General features: G+C 46.2%; 15 protein-coding genes. 9 read left to right on the top strand and 6 right to left on the bottom strand.

What is annotated here, in order from left to right:
• The coding region (locus KG118_RS11490) for an ATP-binding protein (protein ID WP_213388458.1) at positions 1-731 on the bottom strand (731 nt) is incomplete at its 3' end.
• Between the two features lie 373 nt (positions 732-1104).
• Here KG118_RS11490 and KG118_RS11485 point away from each other — a divergent pair.
• The 5 genes from KG118_RS11485 (at position 1105) to KG118_RS11465 (ending at position 7279) form a co-directional block, all read left to right on the top strand.
• Positions 1105-1872, top strand: coding sequence for a ParA family protein (locus tag KG118_RS11485; protein ID WP_004289088.1), 768 nt, complete (start codon positions 1105-1107; stop codon positions 1870-1872).
• Positions 1873-1925: 53 nt separating this feature from the next.
• On the top strand, positions 1926-2816 hold the full coding sequence (locus KG118_RS11480; protein ID WP_117711036.1) for a ParB/RepB/Spo0J family partition protein: 891 nt from the start codon (positions 1926-1928) through the stop codon (positions 2814-2816).
• A complete protein-coding gene (locus KG118_RS11475) occupies positions 2813-3604 on the top strand; it encodes a DUF5683 domain-containing protein (RefSeq protein ID WP_117711035.1) in 792 nt (263 codons plus the stop codon). The genes KG118_RS11480 and KG118_RS11475 overlap by 4 nt, the downstream gene beginning before the upstream one ends.
• 44 nt (positions 3605-3648) lie before the next feature.
• Entirely contained in the window at positions 3649-4947 is a 1299-nt protein-coding gene (locus KG118_RS11470; protein ID WP_187119992.1) for a lytic transglycosylase domain-containing protein, read from the top strand.
• 73 nt (positions 4948-5020) lie between these two features.
• Entirely contained in the window at positions 5021-7279 is a 2259-nt protein-coding gene (locus tag KG118_RS11465; RefSeq protein ID WP_117711033.1) for a RelA/SpoT family protein, read from the top strand.
• A 3-nt stretch (positions 7280-7282) separates the two neighbouring features.
• Here the strand turns inward: KG118_RS11465 and KG118_RS11460 are convergent, their stop codons facing one another.
• Both KG118_RS11460 and KG118_RS11455 read right to left on the bottom strand, forming a co-directional pair.
• Complete coding sequence (locus tag KG118_RS11460) at positions 7283-7675, bottom strand: MerR family transcriptional regulator (protein ID WP_117711032.1); 393 nt, start codon at positions 7673-7675, stop codon at positions 7283-7285.
• Positions 7676-7708: 33 nt separating this feature from the next.
• Entirely contained in the window at positions 7709-8677 is a 969-nt protein-coding gene (locus KG118_RS11455) for a M23 family metallopeptidase (RefSeq protein WP_117711031.1), read from the bottom strand.
• Positions 8678-8779: 102 nt separating this feature from the next.
• Between KG118_RS11455 and alaS the strand changes: the two genes are divergently transcribed.
• Positions 8780-11401 (top strand): alanine--tRNA ligase, encoded by a 2622-nt coding sequence (alaS, locus tag KG118_RS11450; protein WP_117711030.1) that lies wholly within the window; start codon positions 8780-8782, stop codon positions 11399-11401.
• 68 nt (positions 11402-11469) lie between these two features.
• Here the strand turns inward: alaS and KG118_RS11445 are convergent, their stop codons facing one another.
• On the bottom strand, positions 11470-12933 hold the full coding sequence (locus KG118_RS11445) for an ATP-dependent DNA helicase (protein WP_117711029.1): 1464 nt from the start codon (positions 12931-12933) through the stop codon (positions 11470-11472).
• A 95-nt stretch (positions 12934-13028) separates the two neighbouring features.
• On the opposite strand from KG118_RS11445, the gene KG118_RS11440 reads away from it, so the two are divergent.
• Genes KG118_RS11440 through rsmD form a run of 3 tightly spaced genes read left to right on the top strand, consistent with a single transcriptional unit; the run spans position 13029 to position 15034 of the window.
• Positions 13029-13715 carry a hypothetical protein gene (locus KG118_RS11440; protein WP_117711028.1) on the top strand — a complete coding sequence of 229 codons (687 nt, stop codon included), beginning with the start codon at positions 13029-13031 and terminating at the stop codon, positions 13713-13715.
• Positions 13716-13730: 15 nt separating this feature from the next.
• Positions 13731-14510: a DUF3822 family protein gene (locus tag KG118_RS11435; protein WP_117711027.1), complete on the top strand. Its 780-nt coding sequence runs from the start codon at positions 13731-13733 to the stop codon at positions 14508-14510.
• The gene (gene rsmD / locus KG118_RS11430) at positions 14501-15034 is read left to right on the top strand and encodes a 16S rRNA (guanine(966)-N(2))-methyltransferase RsmD (RefSeq protein ID WP_117711026.1); all 534 of its coding nucleotides are present in this window, start codon (positions 14501-14503) and stop codon (positions 15032-15034) included. Before KG118_RS11435 ends, rsmD begins: the two co-directional genes overlap by 10 nt.
• A gap of 9 nt (positions 15035-15043) precedes the next feature.
• Here rsmD and cls read toward each other — a convergent pair whose 3' ends face one another.
• Both cls and KG118_RS11420 read right to left on the bottom strand, forming a co-directional pair.
• The gene (gene cls, locus KG118_RS11425; RefSeq protein WP_117711025.1) at positions 15044-16483 is read right to left on the bottom strand and encodes a cardiolipin synthase; all 1440 of its coding nucleotides are present in this window, start codon (positions 16481-16483) and stop codon (positions 15044-15046) included.
• Positions 16484-16556: 73 nt separating this feature from the next.
• Positions 16557-19463 (bottom strand): TonB-dependent receptor, encoded by a 2907-nt coding sequence (locus tag KG118_RS11420; protein ID WP_117711024.1) that lies wholly within the window; start codon positions 19461-19463, stop codon positions 16557-16559.
• Positions 19464-19515 lie beyond the last annotated feature (52 nt).

The following is a 19515-nucleotide window of genomic DNA, read 5'->3' as shown; positions in this document are numbered from 1 at the left end:
TGCGCTTCGGCAAACTCGTGCATTTCCTCTTCAAGATTCTCTTGCAACTCCTTGTCGCTGATTCCGCAAATATCAATGTACTTGTTCCACATTGAAAGGTCATTCAGATTGTTCAGGTCGCTGAACACGCTGACCTTGCCAAACTTGGTGACACCCGTCAGCAAGGCAAACTTGATACAACCGTCCATGGTCTTCAGTACTCCGTAGAAAGGTTTCAGCGCATTGCGGTATTCCTTCTGCAACTCCTGATTGCCGATGGCCTGCAACATAGGTTTATCGTATTCATCCACAAGGATTACGACACGCTGCCCCGTCTGTTCGCAAGCACGCTTAATGATTCCGGCAAAACGCAAGGAGAACGTACGTTCAGAAATTTCAGCCCCATAAAGTTTCTCCCATTCGGCAAGGTTCTTCTCCAGTATATTACCTAAACTTTCGGGTGTATCATACCTTTCGATATTCAAATCCAGATGCAATATGGGATATTCAATCCAGTCTTTCTCCAACTTCTCAATAGCCAAACCTGTAAACAACTCCTTCTTCCCTTGGAAATAAGCCTCGAGGGTAGATATGAGCAAGCTCTTGCCGAAGCGGCGCGGACGGCTGAGGAAGTAGTAACGCCCCGTCTTCACCAACTGATAAACCAATGCTGTTTTATCAATGTAGAAAAATCCGTCTTTGCGAAGACTCTCAAAGTTCTGAATACCGATAGGATAGATTTTGTTGCCCATATTCTTATGATTTACTATAACCTTTACGCACATTATAAAGCAAAGGTACAAAAAAACTGCATCAACCACCCTAAACAGCTATTAAAATTTCAGCCGCACAGAACAACCCGCAAAGCTGCCGGCGCATTGAAATAAATCTTAATCTTACGCAAGTGAGACAAAAAAACAGCTTCATTTCAAGATAAATACGTATATTTGCCCGCTAACATGGAGAAAGAGTACTTTAGCGTACTTTCGCAGGAAGAGCTGAAATAAACGCCCCGGAGTTATTAACAAAACAGGCGACTTTTCAACCGTTTTTGCAATCTTTCTCTTTTTTAGTAGGTGCTATTCGGAATTATCACTTATTTCGCTGCCAATAAACATTGAAATTATGGGAAAAATAATTGCTTTGGCAAATCAAAAAGGTGGTGTAGGAAAAACAACAACGACCATTAATCTTGCAGCTTCTCTCGCCACACTTGAAAAGAAAGTTCTTGTTGTAGACGCAGACCCTCAGGCAAACGCCTCATCCGGGTTGGGCGTAGACATCAAGCAGGCAGAATGTACTATCTATGAATGTATTATAGACCGTGCCAATGTGCGCGACGCTATCCACGACACAGAGATTGATACATTGAAGGTTATTTCCTCCCACATCAATCTGGTAGGTGCCGAAATAGAAATGCTCAACCTCAAAAACCGGGAAAAGATACTGAAAGAAGTGCTTGCCCCGCTAAAAGAAGAGTTTGATTATATCTTGATAGATTGCTCTCCGTCATTAGGGCTGATTACAATCAATGCGCTTACGGCCGCCGACTCGGTCATCATCCCCGTGCAGGCCGAATACTTTGCACTGGAAGGCATCAGCAAGCTGCTGAACACCATCAAAATCATCAAGTCCAAGCTGAACCCCGCACTCGAAATCGAAGGATTCCTGCTGACCATGTACGATTCGCGCCTGCGACAAGCCAACCAGATATACGATGAAGTAAAACGCCACTTCCAAGAACTGGTGTTCAGCACCGTTATCCAACGCAATGTAAAACTGAGCGAAGCGCCCAGCTACGGATTGCCCACCATCCTGTACGATGCAGACTCCACCGGAGCCAAAAACCACATCGCACTGGCAAAAGAATTAATCAGCCACAACGAGAAGTAAAACGCCCGTATGGCAAGAAAGCAAATAGTAAATCGTAAAACAGTAATAAATAGATGGCACAGAAAAGAAATGCATTAGGACGTGGGCTGGACGCCTTGCTCTCTATGGATGAGGTGCAGACCGAAGGTTCTTCCTCTATCAATGAAATAGAATTGTCGAAGATTGCCGTCAACCCCAATCAGCCCCGCCGCGAGTTCGACCAAACAGCGCTGCAGGAGCTTGCCGATTCTATTGCAGAGATTGGCATCATCCAGCCTATCACCCTGCGCAAGCTATCCGATGACGAATATCAGATTATTGCCGGCGAACGCCGCTTCCGCGCTTCACAAATAGCCGGACTGACGAGCATCCCCGCCTACATCCGTACTGCCGATGACGAGAATGTCATGGAAATGGCGCTCATCGAGAACATACAGCGAGAAGACCTGAACTCTGTGGAAATTGCGCTTGCCTACCAACACCTGTTGGAGCAATACGGACTGACCCAAGAACGCCTGAGCGAACGCATAGGCAAGAAACGTACCACCATCGCCAACTACCTGCGCCTGCTCAAATTGCCGGCTCCCATCCAGATGGGACTGCAAAACAAGCAGATAGATATGGGACACGCCCGCGCACTGATAACACTGGGCGACCCCAAACTGCAAGTGAAGATTTTTGAGGAAATACTCGAACAGGGCTATTCCGTCCGCAAAGTAGAGGAAATCGTAAAATCATTGAACGAGGGCGAAGCCGTGAAAAGCGGCGGCCGGAAGATTGCCCCCAAACGCGCCAAACTGCCTGAGGAATTCAATATGCTGAAGAAACAGCTTTCCGGTTTCTTCAGTACCAAAGTACAGCTGACCTGCTCTGAAAAAGGAAAAGGCAAAATCAGTATCCCGTTCAGTAACGAAGAAGAATTGGAACGTATCATCGGCATTCTTGATACGCTGAAAAATAAATGACGAAAAGAAGAAGAATATATCAAATCAGTATCGCCCTGCTGCTCTGCTTCATACAGACGGCAGGGATTGCTATGTATGGCCAGAACCGTCCGCGCGCTGCCTCAAAAAGAATACACAGGCAGCAGACGGACTCCCTCAACTCCGTACGACAAACCGTTACTTCGGCAGACAGCATCGCCACCGTCGACAGCATTGCAGCCGAGAACAAAAAGAAGCTGTTGGAAATGACCTCTTCCCCTACTTTGAAAGAGCAGGAAGTACCGACCGACAGCCTCAAAAGAGAAATAAACCGGAAAGTATGGGTTCCCAACCCAACAAAAGCAACTTGGCTGGCGCTTGTGATTCCCGGCGGCGGGCAAATCTATAACCGGAAATACTGGAAACTGCCTATATTTTACGGCGGTTTTGCCGGATGCGCTTATGCCCTGACGTGGAATGGCAAGATGTACAAAGACTACTCCAACGCATACAAGGACGCAATGAACGGCAATATGCAATCCAGCAGTATCACCGACTTGCTGCCACCCGGATATAGCATCTCCGAGACCCAGCTGAAGGAATTGTTGCGCAAACGAAAAGACACTTACCGCAGATACCGCGACTTAAGCATCTTTGCATTTATCGGGGTGTACCTGCTGTCCGTCATAGATGCTTACGTAGACGCCGAGTTGTCCAACTTCGACATCAGCCCCGACCTCAGCATGAAGGTAGAGCCGACCGTCATCAACAACCAAATGAGCAACTCGTCCAACCGCTCCGTTGGATTGCAGTGCAGCTTCCGCTTTTAAAAACAAATAAAACAGATTTATCCATGACAAATAAACCCACATACATGAAAAGAATAATCATAGGTTCCTCACTTCTGTTCAGCGTATTGCTTGCTGCTCCGCAGGCGTATGCCCAAGAGAGCGTAGACGTAATTATTCATGAAAACGGAACGGAACGCCGGGAAGTCATAGACCTGCCCAAGAGCATGACTTACCCCGTAGACAGCCTGCTAAATGACTGGAAGGCAAAAAACTACATCGATTTAGGAAAAGATTGCAGCACCTCTACCGTAAATCCGGAATTCAGCGACTCGATATACATCGATCGGCTCTCACGTATGCCGACCATCATGGAGATGCCGTACAATGAAATCGTACGCAAATTCATCGATATGTACACAGGACGCCTCCGCAACCAAGTAGCCTTCATGCTAAGCGCCTGCAATTTCTATATGCCCATCTTCGAAGAAGCGCTCGACACATACGGCCTGCCGCTGGAACTGAAATACCTGCCGATTATTGAATCGGCCCTCAATCCCTCAGCTATCTCCCGTGCAGGAGCTTCCGGTTTATGGCAGTTCATGCTGAACACAGGCAAGATATACGGTTTGGAGAGCAACAGCCTTGTAGACGAGCGCCGCGACCCGATAAAAGCAACGTGGGCCGCCGCACGCTACCTAAAAGATATGTACGCCATTTACCAAGACTGGAATTTGGTAATCGCCGCTTACAACTGCGGTCCCGGCACAATCAACAAAGCCATTCGTCGCGCAGGCGGCAAGACAGATTATTGGGAAATATACAATTATCTGCCCAAAGAAACACGGGGATATGTGCCCGCCTTTATAGCCGCCAACTACGTAATGACTTATTATTGCAAACACAACATCTGCCCGATGGAAACCAATATTCCGGATGCTACGGACACCATACAGGTGAACCGCAATTTGCACTTCGAGCAAATCACGGATATTTGCGGCATCAACATAGATGAAGTCAAGAGCCTGAATCCCCAATATAAAAAAAGTATTATTCCGGGAGACAGCAAACCTCAAACGCTCCGCCTGCCGATAAACTACATCAGTACTTTTATTGACAGCCAAGATACTATTTACGCCCACCGCAGCGCAGAACTGTTTAAGAACCGCAGAACGGTTTCCGTTGCAGACAATCGCAGCAAGGTACGCAGCAGCAAAGGAAAAAGCTCTTCACAAGGCAACGCAACCTACCACAAGATACGTAGCGGCGAAACTTTGTCGACCATCGCCCGCAAATATGGCGTCACCGTCAATCAGATAAAAAGCTGGAATGGATTGAGCAGCACAAAAATCAATGCAGGAAAGAGACTGAAGATTTACAAATAAATACATAAATGCTTGCCCGGTGTTGAAAATTGCTTATTTTTGCAAAAAGTGAAGAAGAAAGGAGAAACAGTATATGGAAGAGAGCGTAAGCCAGAAGGAGAAAGAGAAAGCCGAAGAAGAAATGATTGAACAGGCATTCCAAGAACTGTTGAACGACTATTTGGCAACCAAACACCGCAAGCGTATAGAAATTATAACCAAGGCATTCAATTTTGCCAACCAAGCGCATAAGGGAATCAAGCGTCGTTCGGGTGAACCTTACATCATGCACCCCATCGCCGTTGCAAAGATTGTCTGCAACGAGATAGGGCTTGGTTCCACTTCCATCTGTTCCGCCCTGCTGCATGACGTAGTGGAAGATACCGACTATACCGTTGAGGATATAGAAAACATCTTCGGCCCCAAGATTGCCCAGATTGTTGACGGGCTTACCAAAATATCAGGAGGTATCTTCGGCGACCGCGCCTCGGCACAGGCAGAAAACTTCAAGAAGTTGCTGCTTACCATGTCCGATGATATTCGCGTTATTCTTATCAAGATAGCCGACCGACTGCACAATATGCGTACCCTCGGATCCATGCTGCCCAACAAGCAGTTCAAAATAGCCGGCGAAACACTGTATATCTATGCGCCGCTTGCCAACCGGTTGGGCTTATACAAGATAAAGACAGAATTGGAAAACCTGAGTTTCCGATACGAACATCCGGAAGAATACCACGAAATAGAGGAAAAACTTGCAGCAACAGCAGTAGAACGTGACAAGGTTTTCAAAGAATTTACCGCCCCGATACGTGCCCAACTGGACAAAATGGGGCTGAAATACCGTATTCTTGCCCGCATCAAATCCATTTACTCCATCTGGAACAAGATGCAGACAAAGCACGTGCCGTTTGAGGAAATCTACGACCTGCTTGCCGTACGCATCATCTTCGAGCCCCGCAACATGGAGGAAGAACTGAATGACTGCTTTGACATCTATGTATCCATATCCAAAATATACAAACCGCATCCCGACCGCCTGCGCGACTGGGTGAGCCATCCGAAAGCAAATGGTTACCAAGCCTTGCACGTCACCCTTATGGGCAACAACGGACAATGGATTGAAGTCCAGATTCGCAGTGAACGCATGAACGACGTTGCCGAGCAAGGCTTTGCCGCCCATTGGAAATACAAAGAAGGTGGCGGCAGCGAAGACGAAGGTGAATTGGACAAATGGCTGCGTACCATCAAAGAGATACTCGATGACCCCCAACCGGATGCCATTGATTTTTTGGACACTATCAAACTAAACCTGTTTGCTTCGGAAATATTTGTGTTCACCCCAAAAGGCGAAATCAAGACAATGCCGCAAAACTCTACAGCGCTGGATTTTGCGTTCTCCCTGCACACAGACATCGGCAGCCACTGCATCGGCGCCAAGGTGAATCACAAGCTCGTCCCCCTCAGCCATAAACTGCAGAGCGGCGACCAGGTGGAAATCCTGACATCCAAGTCGCAACGTGTGCAACCGGAGTGGGAAGTGTATGCCACTACCGCCCGCGCCCGCGCCAAGATTGCCTCTATCCTGCGCAAGGAAGCAAAGGCTCACCAGAAAGAGGGCGAGGTTATCCTTGCCGACTTCTTCAAGAATGAGGATATCCGCATGAATGATGAGGCATTGGACAAACTCACCCGCCTGCATAATTTCCACACCCGCGACGAATTGTTCGTTGCCGTAGGCAGCCGGAAACTCGTATTGGGAGATGCGGACAGGAATGCGTTCAAAGAGAAACAAAGTACCAACTGGAAGAAATTCCTGACTTTCTCTTTCGGCAACAAAGACAACAAAGAAGCCAAGGAACAACCCGAAGAGAAAGCTCCGCAAGAAAAAATCAATACGAAGCAGATATTGAAGCTGACGGAAGAAACTATCCAGAAAAACTATATCATGGCGGACTGCTGCCATCCCATTCCCGGTGACGACGTACTGGGATACATAGACGAACAGAACCGGATAATTATCCACAAACGCCAGTGTCCTGTGGCGGCACGCCTCAAGAGCAGCTACGGCAATCGTATCATCGCCACCGAATGGGACACCCACAAGGAGCTTTCATTCCTCGTCACCATCTACCTGAAAGGCATTGACTGCATGGGATTACTGAACGAAGTGACGCAAGTTATCTCTCGCCAGCTGAACGTCAATATCCGCAAGCTGACCATTGAAACAACCGACGGTATTTTCGAAGGCAAGATTCAACTTTATGTACATGACGTGGATGATGTACGCAGCATCTGTAACAACTTAAAACTGATACAGAACATCAAGCAAGTGACAAGAATAGAAGGATGATTCTCACAGGCGCTCTTTTGCAAGGTTCTCCTTCAACGCCTCTACATCTTCGTAGGTAAAGGCGTCGAGTGATTCTTTCATTCCGATAAGTTCTTCACGAATACCCTTCAGCCGCTCTACGATTTCAAAATTCCGGAGAGTGGCTTCTTTATTGTCTTTCATGCGCTGGCGCGCGCCGGGCAATGTCATTCCGCGCTCCTTCACCAAGTGATAAATCAGCTTCACTGTTTCAATATCCTCCTTACGGTATTGGCGTATCCCCCGCCCCCCTTTCTTGGGGTTGAGTTGCGGAAATTCTTTCTCCCAGAAACGAAGCAAGGATTCGTTGACATCAAACATCTTTGCAACCTCGCTAATGGAGTAATACAGTTTCAGTTCTTTATCGGTATTCAGCATGGCGGCACTATCAATTAGTCGTTATACAATCCATTAATCGAGCACTTTACCATGATTGGCCGCAATCTGTATCATACGGTCGTAATCTTCGGCACTCAAATCCATAAAATAATAGTTTACAGGATTCACCACCTGTCCCTTTACGTGTACCTCATAATGCAAATGAGGACCCGTACTTTTGCCGGTGCTGCCTACTTCGCCGATAACCTCACCCCGCACTACCCGCTTGCCAAGCTGCGTACGGAAACCCTGCAGATGGGCATACCAAGTCTGATAACCGAAACCGTGGTCTATGATAATGGTATTGCCGTAACCGGTTTCCCATCCCATCTTCACCACCTTACCATCGCCTGTGGCATATACTTCCGTTCCCGGATGGGCCGAGAAGTCCATTCCTGCATGAAACTTGGTAGTTCCGTAAATAGGGTCGATGCGTGTTCCGTAACCGGAAGCAGTCTTACGTAAATCCTTATTTGATATAGGCTGGATGGCAGGGATGCAACGCAACATTTCATCATGGTTCTTACACATCTCCACCACATCATCGAACGAACGGGATTGAATATAGAGCTGTTTCGTAAGCATATCCATCTTCTGCGTAGTGTTTACCACCAAGTCAGAATTAGCCATATCCATCAGATGTTCATAACGGTTTGTACCGCCATATCCCGCTTTACGGATAGCCGACGGAATCGGGTCGGCCTGAAATATTACGCGATACAGATTGTCGTCACGTTGCTGTACATCCTGCAATACCCCCATAGCCTCGTCCATTCTTCGCGAAAGGACATTATACTGCGCTTTAAGTTGGCTGTTTTCTTTCCGCAGTTCCTTCTCGGACGGTGAACCGAAAATCAGCAATAGCAGGATAAAACTGCCGGCTCCCAAGCCCATGCCGAAAAACAACCGACGCAAGATGCTCAACGCCCGTTGCCGAACGGTAGGATAAATCCGGTCATAAGTCTGTGTCCGTGGATTATAAATGTAGTAAACTTTGCGCATTGAGAGTAAATAATTCATTATCAATGCCACAAAAATACGAAAAACAAGCTATCTTTGCACAGTTTTTTCAAGAATTATAAGATTTACTATAAAATAAGAAGTATGTTGACTGCAAATGAAATCAGAGACTCATTCAAGAGTTTCTTCGAAAGTAAAGGTCACCAAATTGTGCCTTCGGCTCCGATGGTGATTAAAGATGACCCCACGTTGATGTTTACCAACGCAGGGATGAACCAGTTTAAAGATATCATTTTGGGTAACCACCCGGCGAAATATAAGAGAGTAGCGGACTCACAGAAGTGCCTTCGCGTCAGCGGAAAGCACAATGACTTGGAAGAAGTGGGTCACGATACCTATCATCACACTATGTTCGAGATGTTGGGCAACTGGTCGTTTGGCGACTACTTCAAGAAAGAAGCCATCTCTTGGGCATGGGAATACTTGGTAGACGTGCTGAAGCTTGACCCGAAAGACCTCTACGCAACCGTATTCGAAGGCAGCCCCGAAGAAGGTTTGGAACGTGATAATGAAGCCGCTTCCTACTGGGAACAATTCTTGCCGAAAGACCATATCCTCAACGGAAACAAGCATGATAACTTTTGGGAAATGGGCGATACAGGCCCTTGCGGACCGTGTTCGGAAATCCACGTGGATTCACGCTCGGAAGAAGAAAAAGCCAAAGTGCCCGGTTCGCAACTGGTAAACAAAGACCACCCGCAAGTTATCGAAATCTGGAACCTCGTATTCATGCAGTTCAACCGCAAGGCGGACGGCAGCCTTGAAGGACTTCCCGCCAAGGTAATTGATACCGGCATGGGCTTTGAACGTCTGGTACGTACACTGCAAGGAAAGACTTCCAACTATGACACCGACGTTTTCCAACCGATATTGAAAGCTATCGGCAATATGGCAGGAACCACATACGGCAAAAACGAACAACAGGACATCGCCATGCGCGTAATTGCCGACCACATCCGTACGATTGCCTTCTCCATCACCGACGGCCAGCTGCCGAGTAATGCCAAGGCAGGTTATGTAATCCGCCGCATTCTTCGCCGCGCAGTGCGCTACGGTTATACATTCCTCGGACAGAAACAGGCTTTCATGTACAAGCTACTGCCTGTATTGATTGAGAATATGGGCGGTGCATATCCCGAACTGAATGCACAGAAAGAACTGATTGCCAAAGTGATTAAAGAAGAAGAGGATTCCTTCCTTCGCACATTGGAGACAGGCATACGTTTGCTGGATAAGACTATGGCAGATACCAAAGCCGCCGGTAAGACCGAAATCAGCGGTAAAGACGCCTTTACGCTTTATGATACTTTCGGTTTCCCCCTCGACCTTACGGAACTTATTCTTCGCGAGAACGGCATGACAGCCGACATCAAAGAATTCGATGCCGAAATGCAGCAGCAAAAACAGCGTGCACGTAATGCCGCCGCTGTAGAAACCGGAGACTGGATTACTCTGCAAGAAGGCGCTACCGAGTTCGTAGGTTACGACTATACAGAGTACGAAACATCCATTCTGCGCTACCGGCAGATAAAGCAGAAGAACCAGACCCTATACCAGATTGTTCTAGATAAAACTCCGTTCTACGCCGAAAGCGGTGGTCAGGTAGGTGATACCGGTGTGTTGGTTAACGAATTCGAGACAATTGAAGTTATTGATACAAAGAAAGAAAACAACCTTCCTATCCATATCACCAAAAAGTTGCCCGAACATCCGGAAGCTCCGCTTATGGCTTGTGTAGACACAGACAAGCGCGCCGCCTGTGCCGCCAACCACTCTGCCACCCACTTGCTGGATGCCGCATTGCGCGAAGTATTGGGCGACCACGTTGAACAGAAAGGCTCTTTGGTCAGTCCGGAATCCTTACGTTTCGACTTCTCTCACTTCCAAAAAGTAACAGATGAAGAAATCCGTCAGGTAGAGCACATCGTAAATGCCAAGATACGCGCCAATATTCCTCTGAAGGAATACCGCAACATTCCTATCGAAGAAGCCAAAGAATTGGGCGCTATCGCCTTATTCGGCGAGAAGTACGGCGACCACGTACGTGTTATCCAGTTCGGTTCTTCCATTGAATTCTGCGGTGGTACACACGTAGCCGCCACCGGAAATATCGGAATGATAAAGATTGTATCCGAAAGTTCCGTTGCTGCCGGTGTCCGTCGCATCGAAGCCTATACCGGAGCCCGCGTAGAAGAAATGCTCGATACATTCCAAGATACAATGCGCGATTTGAAAGCGCTCTTCAACAATGCTCCCGACTTGTCCGGTGCTATCCGCAAATACATCGAAGAAAATGCAGGTTTGAAGAAACAGGTGGAAGACTTCATGAAAGAAAAAGAAGCACAGCTGAAAGAGAAACTTTTGCAGAACATCCAAGAAATAAACGGTGTGAAAGTTATCAAGTTCTGTGCAGCCATGATACCCGCCGACACGGTTAAGAACATCGCTTTCCAACTACGCGGAGAAATCACGGAAAATCTCTTCTTCGTTGCGGGAACCGTATTTGAAGGCAAACCGATGCTGACAGTAATGCTAAGCGACAATCTTGTAGCCGGCGGTCTGAAAGCCGGTAATCTCGTGAAAGAGGCCGCCAAACTGATACAAGGCGGTGGCGGTGGTCAACCTCACTTCGCAACTGCCGGCGGCAAGAACCCAGACGGGCTGAATGCTGCGGTGGATAAAGTGTTGGAACTGGCAAATATCTAAACAACCACTTCAACCACTATAATAAGAACTCCGTTTCGGCTTTGCTTGCTGAAACGGAGTTTCTTTATTCATTCAATCTGTTCTTTTGGATAATTCACCAAATACAACGTTCCCGTAGCACGGGTAAAGGCCGTATACAGCCATCGGAAATAATCGGGTGTCAGATACTCGTCCGTCATATATCCCTGGTCAAGGAAAACATTCTTCCACTGCCCGCCCTGCGCTTTATGGCAAGTCACGGCATAGGCATATTTCACTTGCAAGGCATTGTAGTACGGGTCTGCCTTCATCTTCTTCATCCGGTCACGCTTCACTGTTACATCCGTATAATCTTCAAGGACTGTATAAAACAACCGGTCATTATCCGCTTTCGGCAATGCGGGGGCATCGCTATGCAAAGTATCGAGCAAGAGATTCACTTCCAACTCAAAATCATTATAATCCGGAAATGACAAGGTTACATCAGCAAAACGGAAGCCATATAACTCGCGAGTACGGCGCACCCGACGCACTACGGCCGTTTCACCATTGGCAATAAAGTCCGGAACTTGCGCCACCGCTTCCTTCTTCTCCCCGTTTCGCAGCATATCCGCCTGAAGTTGTTCCGTCCAGAAATAATTATTTTTCGCAACCATCAGCAAGTCTCCCGTGTTCAGTTCATCCTCCCTCCAAAGAATTTGGGCACGGATGCCGTTATTGTAAATATTTGCCCGCTTGTTAGAGCGGCATATCACAATTGTTTCGTCCTCCCCGTCATGGTCGTAGCACGTTTCAAGCATATCAATCAACTCATTGCCCGGCAGCACTTTAATATCCGCAAAGCCCGTCACCTTTATTTTCGGTAATGTCTCATACACAGCTTCGGCTATCAGTTGCCGCAAACGAGTAGCATTCCACAATATTCCCGACTGTTGCTCCTGACGGACAACTTGTGTCAGATCCACTTCCTGCACCTCCAGTCCGTACCCTTTCAACGCATCGGCAAAAAGAGCCGGACTTTGTTCTTCCCCCACCGGCGGAAGCTGTGCCGTATCACCCATCAGCAAAAGACGGCATCCCATACCGGAATAGACAAACTGCACCAAATCGTCCAACAAACGTCCCGTGCCGAATGATGCTCCCGATAATCCCTCATTGGAAATCATCGATGCTTCATCCACGATATACAAAGTATGAGTTGTCAAATTATCGTTCACAGAGAAGTTACTTGTCTCGTTAGAAAAAGATTGCTGTCTATAGATTTTTTTATGAATTGTAAACGCCGGATGTCCTGCGTAAGCGGAAAAAACTTTTGCCGCCCGCCCCGTTGGAGCCAACAATATCACCCTTTGTTGCAACTTGTCCAGTGTTTTAACCAAAGCGCCAACCAACGACGTCTTACCCGTTCCGGCATAACCACGAAGCAGAAAAGCCTCCTCGTTACGGGGCGACAGAAGGAACTCAGACAAAGATTTTATTGCAATTTCCTGCTCCGAAGTTGGTTGGTAAGGAAAATTTTCCTTAATTTGCCTTTCTAAATAGTTATTTATCATTTTTGTAATAGAAAAAAGTAACGGGAACTGTCGTTTTTAAATTTATTTCTTTTATTTTTGCGGTGCGAATATAACAACTAAAAAACATATTTATCATGAAAACAGTATTTAATATCGTTTTAGGCTTATGTGCTCTGGTCTTAGTTTATATCTGCTATGCCAGTATCATGGGTCCTATAAACTTTGAAAAAGCCAAGAAGCACAGAGACGCAGCAGTCATTGCACGTCTGATTGACATTCGTAAAGCACAGTTGGAATATCGCGGTTTGCACGACCAGCAATACACAGCCAGCTTCGATACGTTGATTGAGTTCGTAAAGAACCAAAAGCTTCCGTTCATCTTCAAACAAGGCGAATTGGATGACAAGCAGTTGGAAGACGGTTTGACAGAAAAGAAAGCTATCAACATCATCAATAAAGCCAAGAAAACCGGTAACTACTCAGAAGTTAAAAAATGGGGCTTGGAAAACTTCAAACGTGATACTATGTGGGTAGCTGTATTGGATACTATCTTCCCGAAAGGTTTCAATGCAGATTCTATGAGATACGTTCCTTTCGGAAATGGTGCACAATTTGAAATGGCAATCCGCAACGATACCGCTAAATCCGGCGCTCCTTTCTGTCTGCTCGAAGTTAAGACTCCGTACGATGTATATTTGAATGGTCTGGACAAGCAGGAAATTGCTAACTTGAAAGACCTTCAGACTAAGTTGGGCAAATACTCCGGCTTGATGATTGGTAGCTTGGAAACAGCTAACAACAACGCCGGTAACTGGGAATAATCCACCGACACACGTATGATAGAAACGACTGATTTTAGTAAATCGGAACAATATACCTTATCCATCCGTCTTAGTACGGATGGATTTTCTTTTTCTATATTCAATCCCCTCGGTGACGGTGAACTTGCTTTCTACGAACGCGAGGTAGACGCTTCCTTGTCTCTTACCGCCAACCTAAAACAGGCTTTCCGGGAAGTGGAGTGGCTGAACCGCTCATTCCGCCGTGTCAACATACTCATGGCAAACAAACGGTTTACGTTCATTCCTCTGGAGTTTTTCGAAGACGAGCAGGTAGAAACTGTATTCTATCATAACCACCCCCAACAAGACAATGAACTGGTGCAATACAATATATTGCATAAAAACAATATAGTTGTACTGTTCGGTATGGACAAAAGCGCCTGCTCCCTTTTACGCGAGCAATATCCAGACATCCGTTTCTACTCACAGGCAAGTCCGTTTATAGAGTTCTTTGCTGCCAAAAGCCGTTTGGGCAACTGCCGAAAAATGTATGTACACCTGCGGAAAGAAGCTATAGACATCTATGCTTACGAACGAGGCCGGCTAACTTTTGCCAATGTCTTTGCCTGCAAGGAAACCGGCGACCGTATCTACTACATTCTCTATATCTGGAAACAACTTGGTATGGAGCAGGAACGCGACGAACTTCATCTCACCGGTGAATTGTCCGACAAGGAACAACTGCTGCCCGAACTGAGAAAATTCATCCGACAGGTATTCATCATGAACCCTGCCACTAATCTTGACCTACAAGCCATTAACTTATGCGAGTAATCAGCGGAATATACAAAAGAAGACGCTTTGACGTGCCTCATACATTCAAGGCACGCCCCACTACAGATTTTGCCAAAGAAAACCTGTTTAATGTATTATCCAATTATATAGACTTTGAAGAAGGTGTACGTGCCCTCGACCTATTTGCCGGTACAGGCAGTATCAGTATTGAACTTGTATCCAGAGGTTGTGAACAGGTTGTCAGCATAGAGAAAGACCGCGACCATTACGCTTTTATCTGCAAAGTGATGCAAGAGCTGAAAACCGATAAATGTCTGCCTGTCCGCGGTGATGTATTCAAATATATACGGGGAGGCCGCGAACAGTTCGACTTCATCTTTGCCGATCCACCTTACGAACTAAAAGGACTTGAAACCCTGCCCGACCTGATTTTTGAGAATAATCTTTTAAAAGAAGACGGCCTGTTTGTTTTGGAACACGGAAAAACAAACAATTTTGAAGACCACCCTCATTTTGTAGAAAGAAGAGTATACGGCAGCGTAAACTTCTCACTGTTTAGTTGAAACTTTCAACTACAAAAGCGGTGCCAACAAGCGTACCACGCTTTCCGCAGCTTTACGATACCAAGGACGTTTCGCCCAATTCTTTGAGAATACTTGCACGCATTCCCTTTGATCCTGCAAGAATATTTCACGCATTTGAAGGGCTGTTTCCGTATCATATATAAATGCGTTCACCTCAAAATTATGCTCAAAACTGCGGAAATCCACATTGGTAGAGCCCACTGTAGACAACTCATCATCCGACACCATTAATTTGGAGTGCAGGAAACCTTTCTTATAAAAATAAACTTTCACTCCCGCCCTCAACGCTTCTGCCAAATATGAACAAGAGCCTAAATGCGTCAATCTGTTATCTGCACGATAAGGGAGCATCAAGCGCACATCCACTCCTGCCAAAGCCGCCGTCTGCATAGCGACGGCAACGGCTTCCGTCGGCAGGAAATAAGGTGTCTGAATATAGAAATACTTCCGTGCTCCGGTTATTGCCATGACGAGCCCCTGCATAATTTCTTTCCAAGGCCCTATAGGTTCACTTGTTACAATCTGCGCCAATGAAGTGCCGCAGTTATCCACCTTCGGGAAGTAGCGGGCAGAAGTAATCAGCGTGCGGTCTACAAAATACCAATCGAGCAGAAAGGCTGTCTGCAAACCATGTACAGCCTTGCCTTCCAATAAAAGATGCGTATCACGCCAGATTCCCCAAGAAAAACCGCGCATATAACGCTCTGCCAAATTCATCCCGCCGACAAACCCGATACGACCGTCAATAATCACAATCTTGCGATGGTTACGATAGTTTACCTTGCTGGTAAACAAAGGAAAACGTACCTTCAAGAAGCTTCGCACGTCCACTCCTGCCTCACGCATCTGTTCATAAAACCGGTTGGGAACGTGCCAACACCCCACGTCATCATAAATAACGCGCACCTCCACCCCCTGCTTTGCCTTATCTATCAGCACATCACGCACCATACGCCCGATAGCATCATCCTCAAAGATATAGAATTCCATGTGGATGTGCTTCTCAGCCCTCTGCAACTCGCGCAGCAAAGCCTGAAGCATGGAAAGCCCACGCGTATAGACCTCCACACGATTCCCATCAAACGGAAAAGCCTGATTGGTATTTTGGAACAAGGAGATAAGACGGCTGTAATTCATCGGAAGCATACACGAATCCTGAGCGAGATATTCAGCCATCGGTTTTTTCAACAGACGGTTGTAACTCTTCTTCCCTATGACACGTACACGCCGCTGACTACGACCGAAAAAGAAGTAAAGCACAAGGCCCACTAACGGTAAAAACATCAGTATCAGTATCCACGCCATCGTCTTTACCGGGTTACGGTTATCAAGAATAATAACCGTAATTGTTCCGATAATCGCACCAAAATAGATTATATCGAATGCTACTGTGGCTATGAGGCCGGCTATAAAGTTCCAATCAAGCATACATTTGTCATAAAGGGTAAAACAAATGTATAAAAAACAAAAGAACTTTTACGACCTATTACATTGATTAACATTAGAATGGACGGTGTCCTCCACTAAAGCCGCCCCGATGCCCACCGGGGCCGGGACCGCCAAAGCCCCTTCTGCCTTGCATACTTTCGCGCGCAGACTTATTTCCGAATATATTCAGACGGTAAATAAAGTGTAGCATACAATAGCTGTTGACACCATTGTAAGAAGATACCGAACGGGCATCCGCCGTCAGCGAACGACTGATATTGCTCTGTTGTTTTAGAATATCATACATCTCAAAACTTACGGTAGCTGCACCTTTCAGAAAAGATTGCGAAAGTTGGGCATTCCAAATCAATTCGTTACGGTTCATGCTGCTATCCGTATAGCCGCGACGGCTTTGATTGGTGATATTGGTAGAAAGCGTCATCTTCCAAGGCATCGTTATATTAGTCAAAGCGCCGTAAGAAAAAGTATAAGGTTCCTGATTATTCTCCGGACGCAGTTTGCTACGTTCGGCAGTATAAGAGATAGAGCCGTTCAACCCGAATTCAAACCATTCATTACGATAAGCACCGTTCAACCGCTCACTCAGCGTAAGTCCGGTAGTAGTATTCTTGTCATCCACCTTGGTATCGTTATTATACAAGAAAGCTACATTATTATTATAACTGATATTGGAAAAGGAATTAATTGTAAACTTCTTATTCTTCAATGCCGTATTGAATCCGAACATACCGAAAGCATTCCAGTTACCGTTGATATTCTTTGGAATAGTAGTTCGTCCACCCGTCTGCTCATTATATATGGTGCTGTTGCTGATACTGTTCTGTGTAGTCGAGAAATTGACATGTGCCATCATGCCGCGCTGCAGCTCCGCATTATACGTATTATAGAAAAAACGCATATTATGTGTGAATGAAGGCTTCAAGCCCGGGTTCCCCACCCGGATATTCAATGGGTTTGAATTATCAACAATAGGTAGCAAATTCTCCATACTTGGCTGGCTGCTACGTCCGCGATACATAAAACGCAATTGGCTCACTTTGGAGAAGCGGTAGCGGAAGTCAATATTCGGAGCAAAGTTGAACACATTGCGCGTTGTATCAATCATGTAATCACCACGTTTATAAGACAGTATAGAATGCTGGGGTTGGAAAGACATTCCCGCACTCAACTGATACTTCTCACGAATGAAGCGTAACGATACAGAAGCATCGTGATTATAATACCGATACTCCGCATACTTACCTAAACTATCCACCGGATGTGCCTCATATCCGGAAGGCAAAGGCCCGTTGATGTCCCAGTCCGGAAAACTCAGCATATCGAAAGTAGTCTTGTCACTCTCGCTATATTTATGTTGGAATTGATAACTGAATTGCAAGAAAGTAGCTCTGGCAATCGGCTCACTGTAAGTCAGCTGAACACTGTAATTGTAATTATAAGTGGGAGTCGTAACATATTGATTGCGATACAAAACAGAATCTCCTCCCAATGCATTCAGAATCTGGTAATAACGGGTTTCCGACTGTGTATATTGGTCATTATCATTATCACCGTAACCAAAGCGCCCGCGGAAAGTGATGTTACGCCCTCTGTCGTTCAGCTTTCTGTTCAATTGCAAAGTGGCCGCCGTAGAAATGCTCTTGCTCTTACTCAAAGAAGCGCTGTTTGTAGCATTGACACGAATATCTTTCAAAGGATCATCCTCCAACTGGTCAAAATTAAGAAAGTCGTTCGGGTTGGCAACCAAGTTGTACGGGTCGGTATTGAATGTGCCCGACTCTGAAGCAGATGCATTATCAGTCTTACCATAAGAGAAATTCGGACGGAAAATAATATTCGTCATAGAATCCGGCTTCCACTCCAGACGGAAGTCCGCATTAAAGTTAACATTCTTGTTCTTATTGACAGAATTGGAGTTGGAATATGAATTCCCGTTTTGCAAGAAACGCTCAGACGAATTGGTACTGATAATGTCCGAACCTCTGTAATTATATCGTGCACTACCGCCAATCTCCAATTTGGATGACTCTATGGCAAAGTTTGCACCTAATGTTTTTGTAGCCACCAAACCGTTGTTCCTGCGCCAGCGCGGACCGCCGCCACCACCGGAGAATCCTTGGTCGTTCACATTATTTGCCGAACCGATTAAAGAGAACTGTGTTTTATCCACAAAATGATTCACCATCATACGTGCCATGTAGCGGTCTTCCGTACCATAAGCCACGTCCGCATTGCCAAACCAACCCCTGTTCATACCTTTCTTCACTGTGAGGTCGAGTACTGTTTCTTCTTCACCATCGTCTATACCGGTGATACGGGCCAGGTCCGACTTTTTGTCGTAGGTTTTCAGTTTATCAATCATATCGACAGGCAGATTCTTCAAGCCGGTTTTCACATCACCGCCGAAAAACTCCTTTCCATCCACCATGATTTTCTTCAACTCCTTGCCGTTAATCTTCACATTACCGTCATCATCAATCTCCGCACCGGGAAGTTTTTTCACCAGTTCTTCCAGCATCGCACCTTCCGGCGTACGGTAAGCGGTGGAGTTGTACATTAATGTATCTTCCACCACCTGCACTTGCGGCGCTTCAGCGGTCACTACAGCCTCAGCGAGCATAATGGCATCCGTTTCGAGTGTCAGTGTACCGACATTCTTATTGAGCACGTTAGCATAAAGATGCAGAGGGATAAACTTATTCTTAAAACCAATGTAGGAAACTTTCAATACATACTTTCCGGCACTCACTTTCGGTAAGGTGAAATAGCCTTTGCCGGTAGTGGCAACACCGGCAGCATAGGCGCTGTCCGGCAATGACAACAATTGGATAGTAGCTTGTACCGCGGGTTCATTCGTATCCTCAACCACGCGGCCGGATACAGTAATATTTTTTGTTTGTGAGAAAGCGGACAATGCAGTTGCCAACAACAACATCGTTCCGGTGATAAATCTTTTCATGCCCTGTCTTCTAAATGATCAACAATGTTTATTTGTAACTGCTTCATTTGAC

This window comes from Bacteroides propionicigenes (genome assembly GCF_018390535.1).
GTDB classification, from domain to species: domain Bacteria; phylum Bacteroidota; class Bacteroidia; order Bacteroidales; family Bacteroidaceae; genus Bacteroides; species Bacteroides propionicigenes.
Note: the sequence above shows the minus strand (reverse complement) of the source record. Positions and strands in the feature narration are given on the sequence as shown.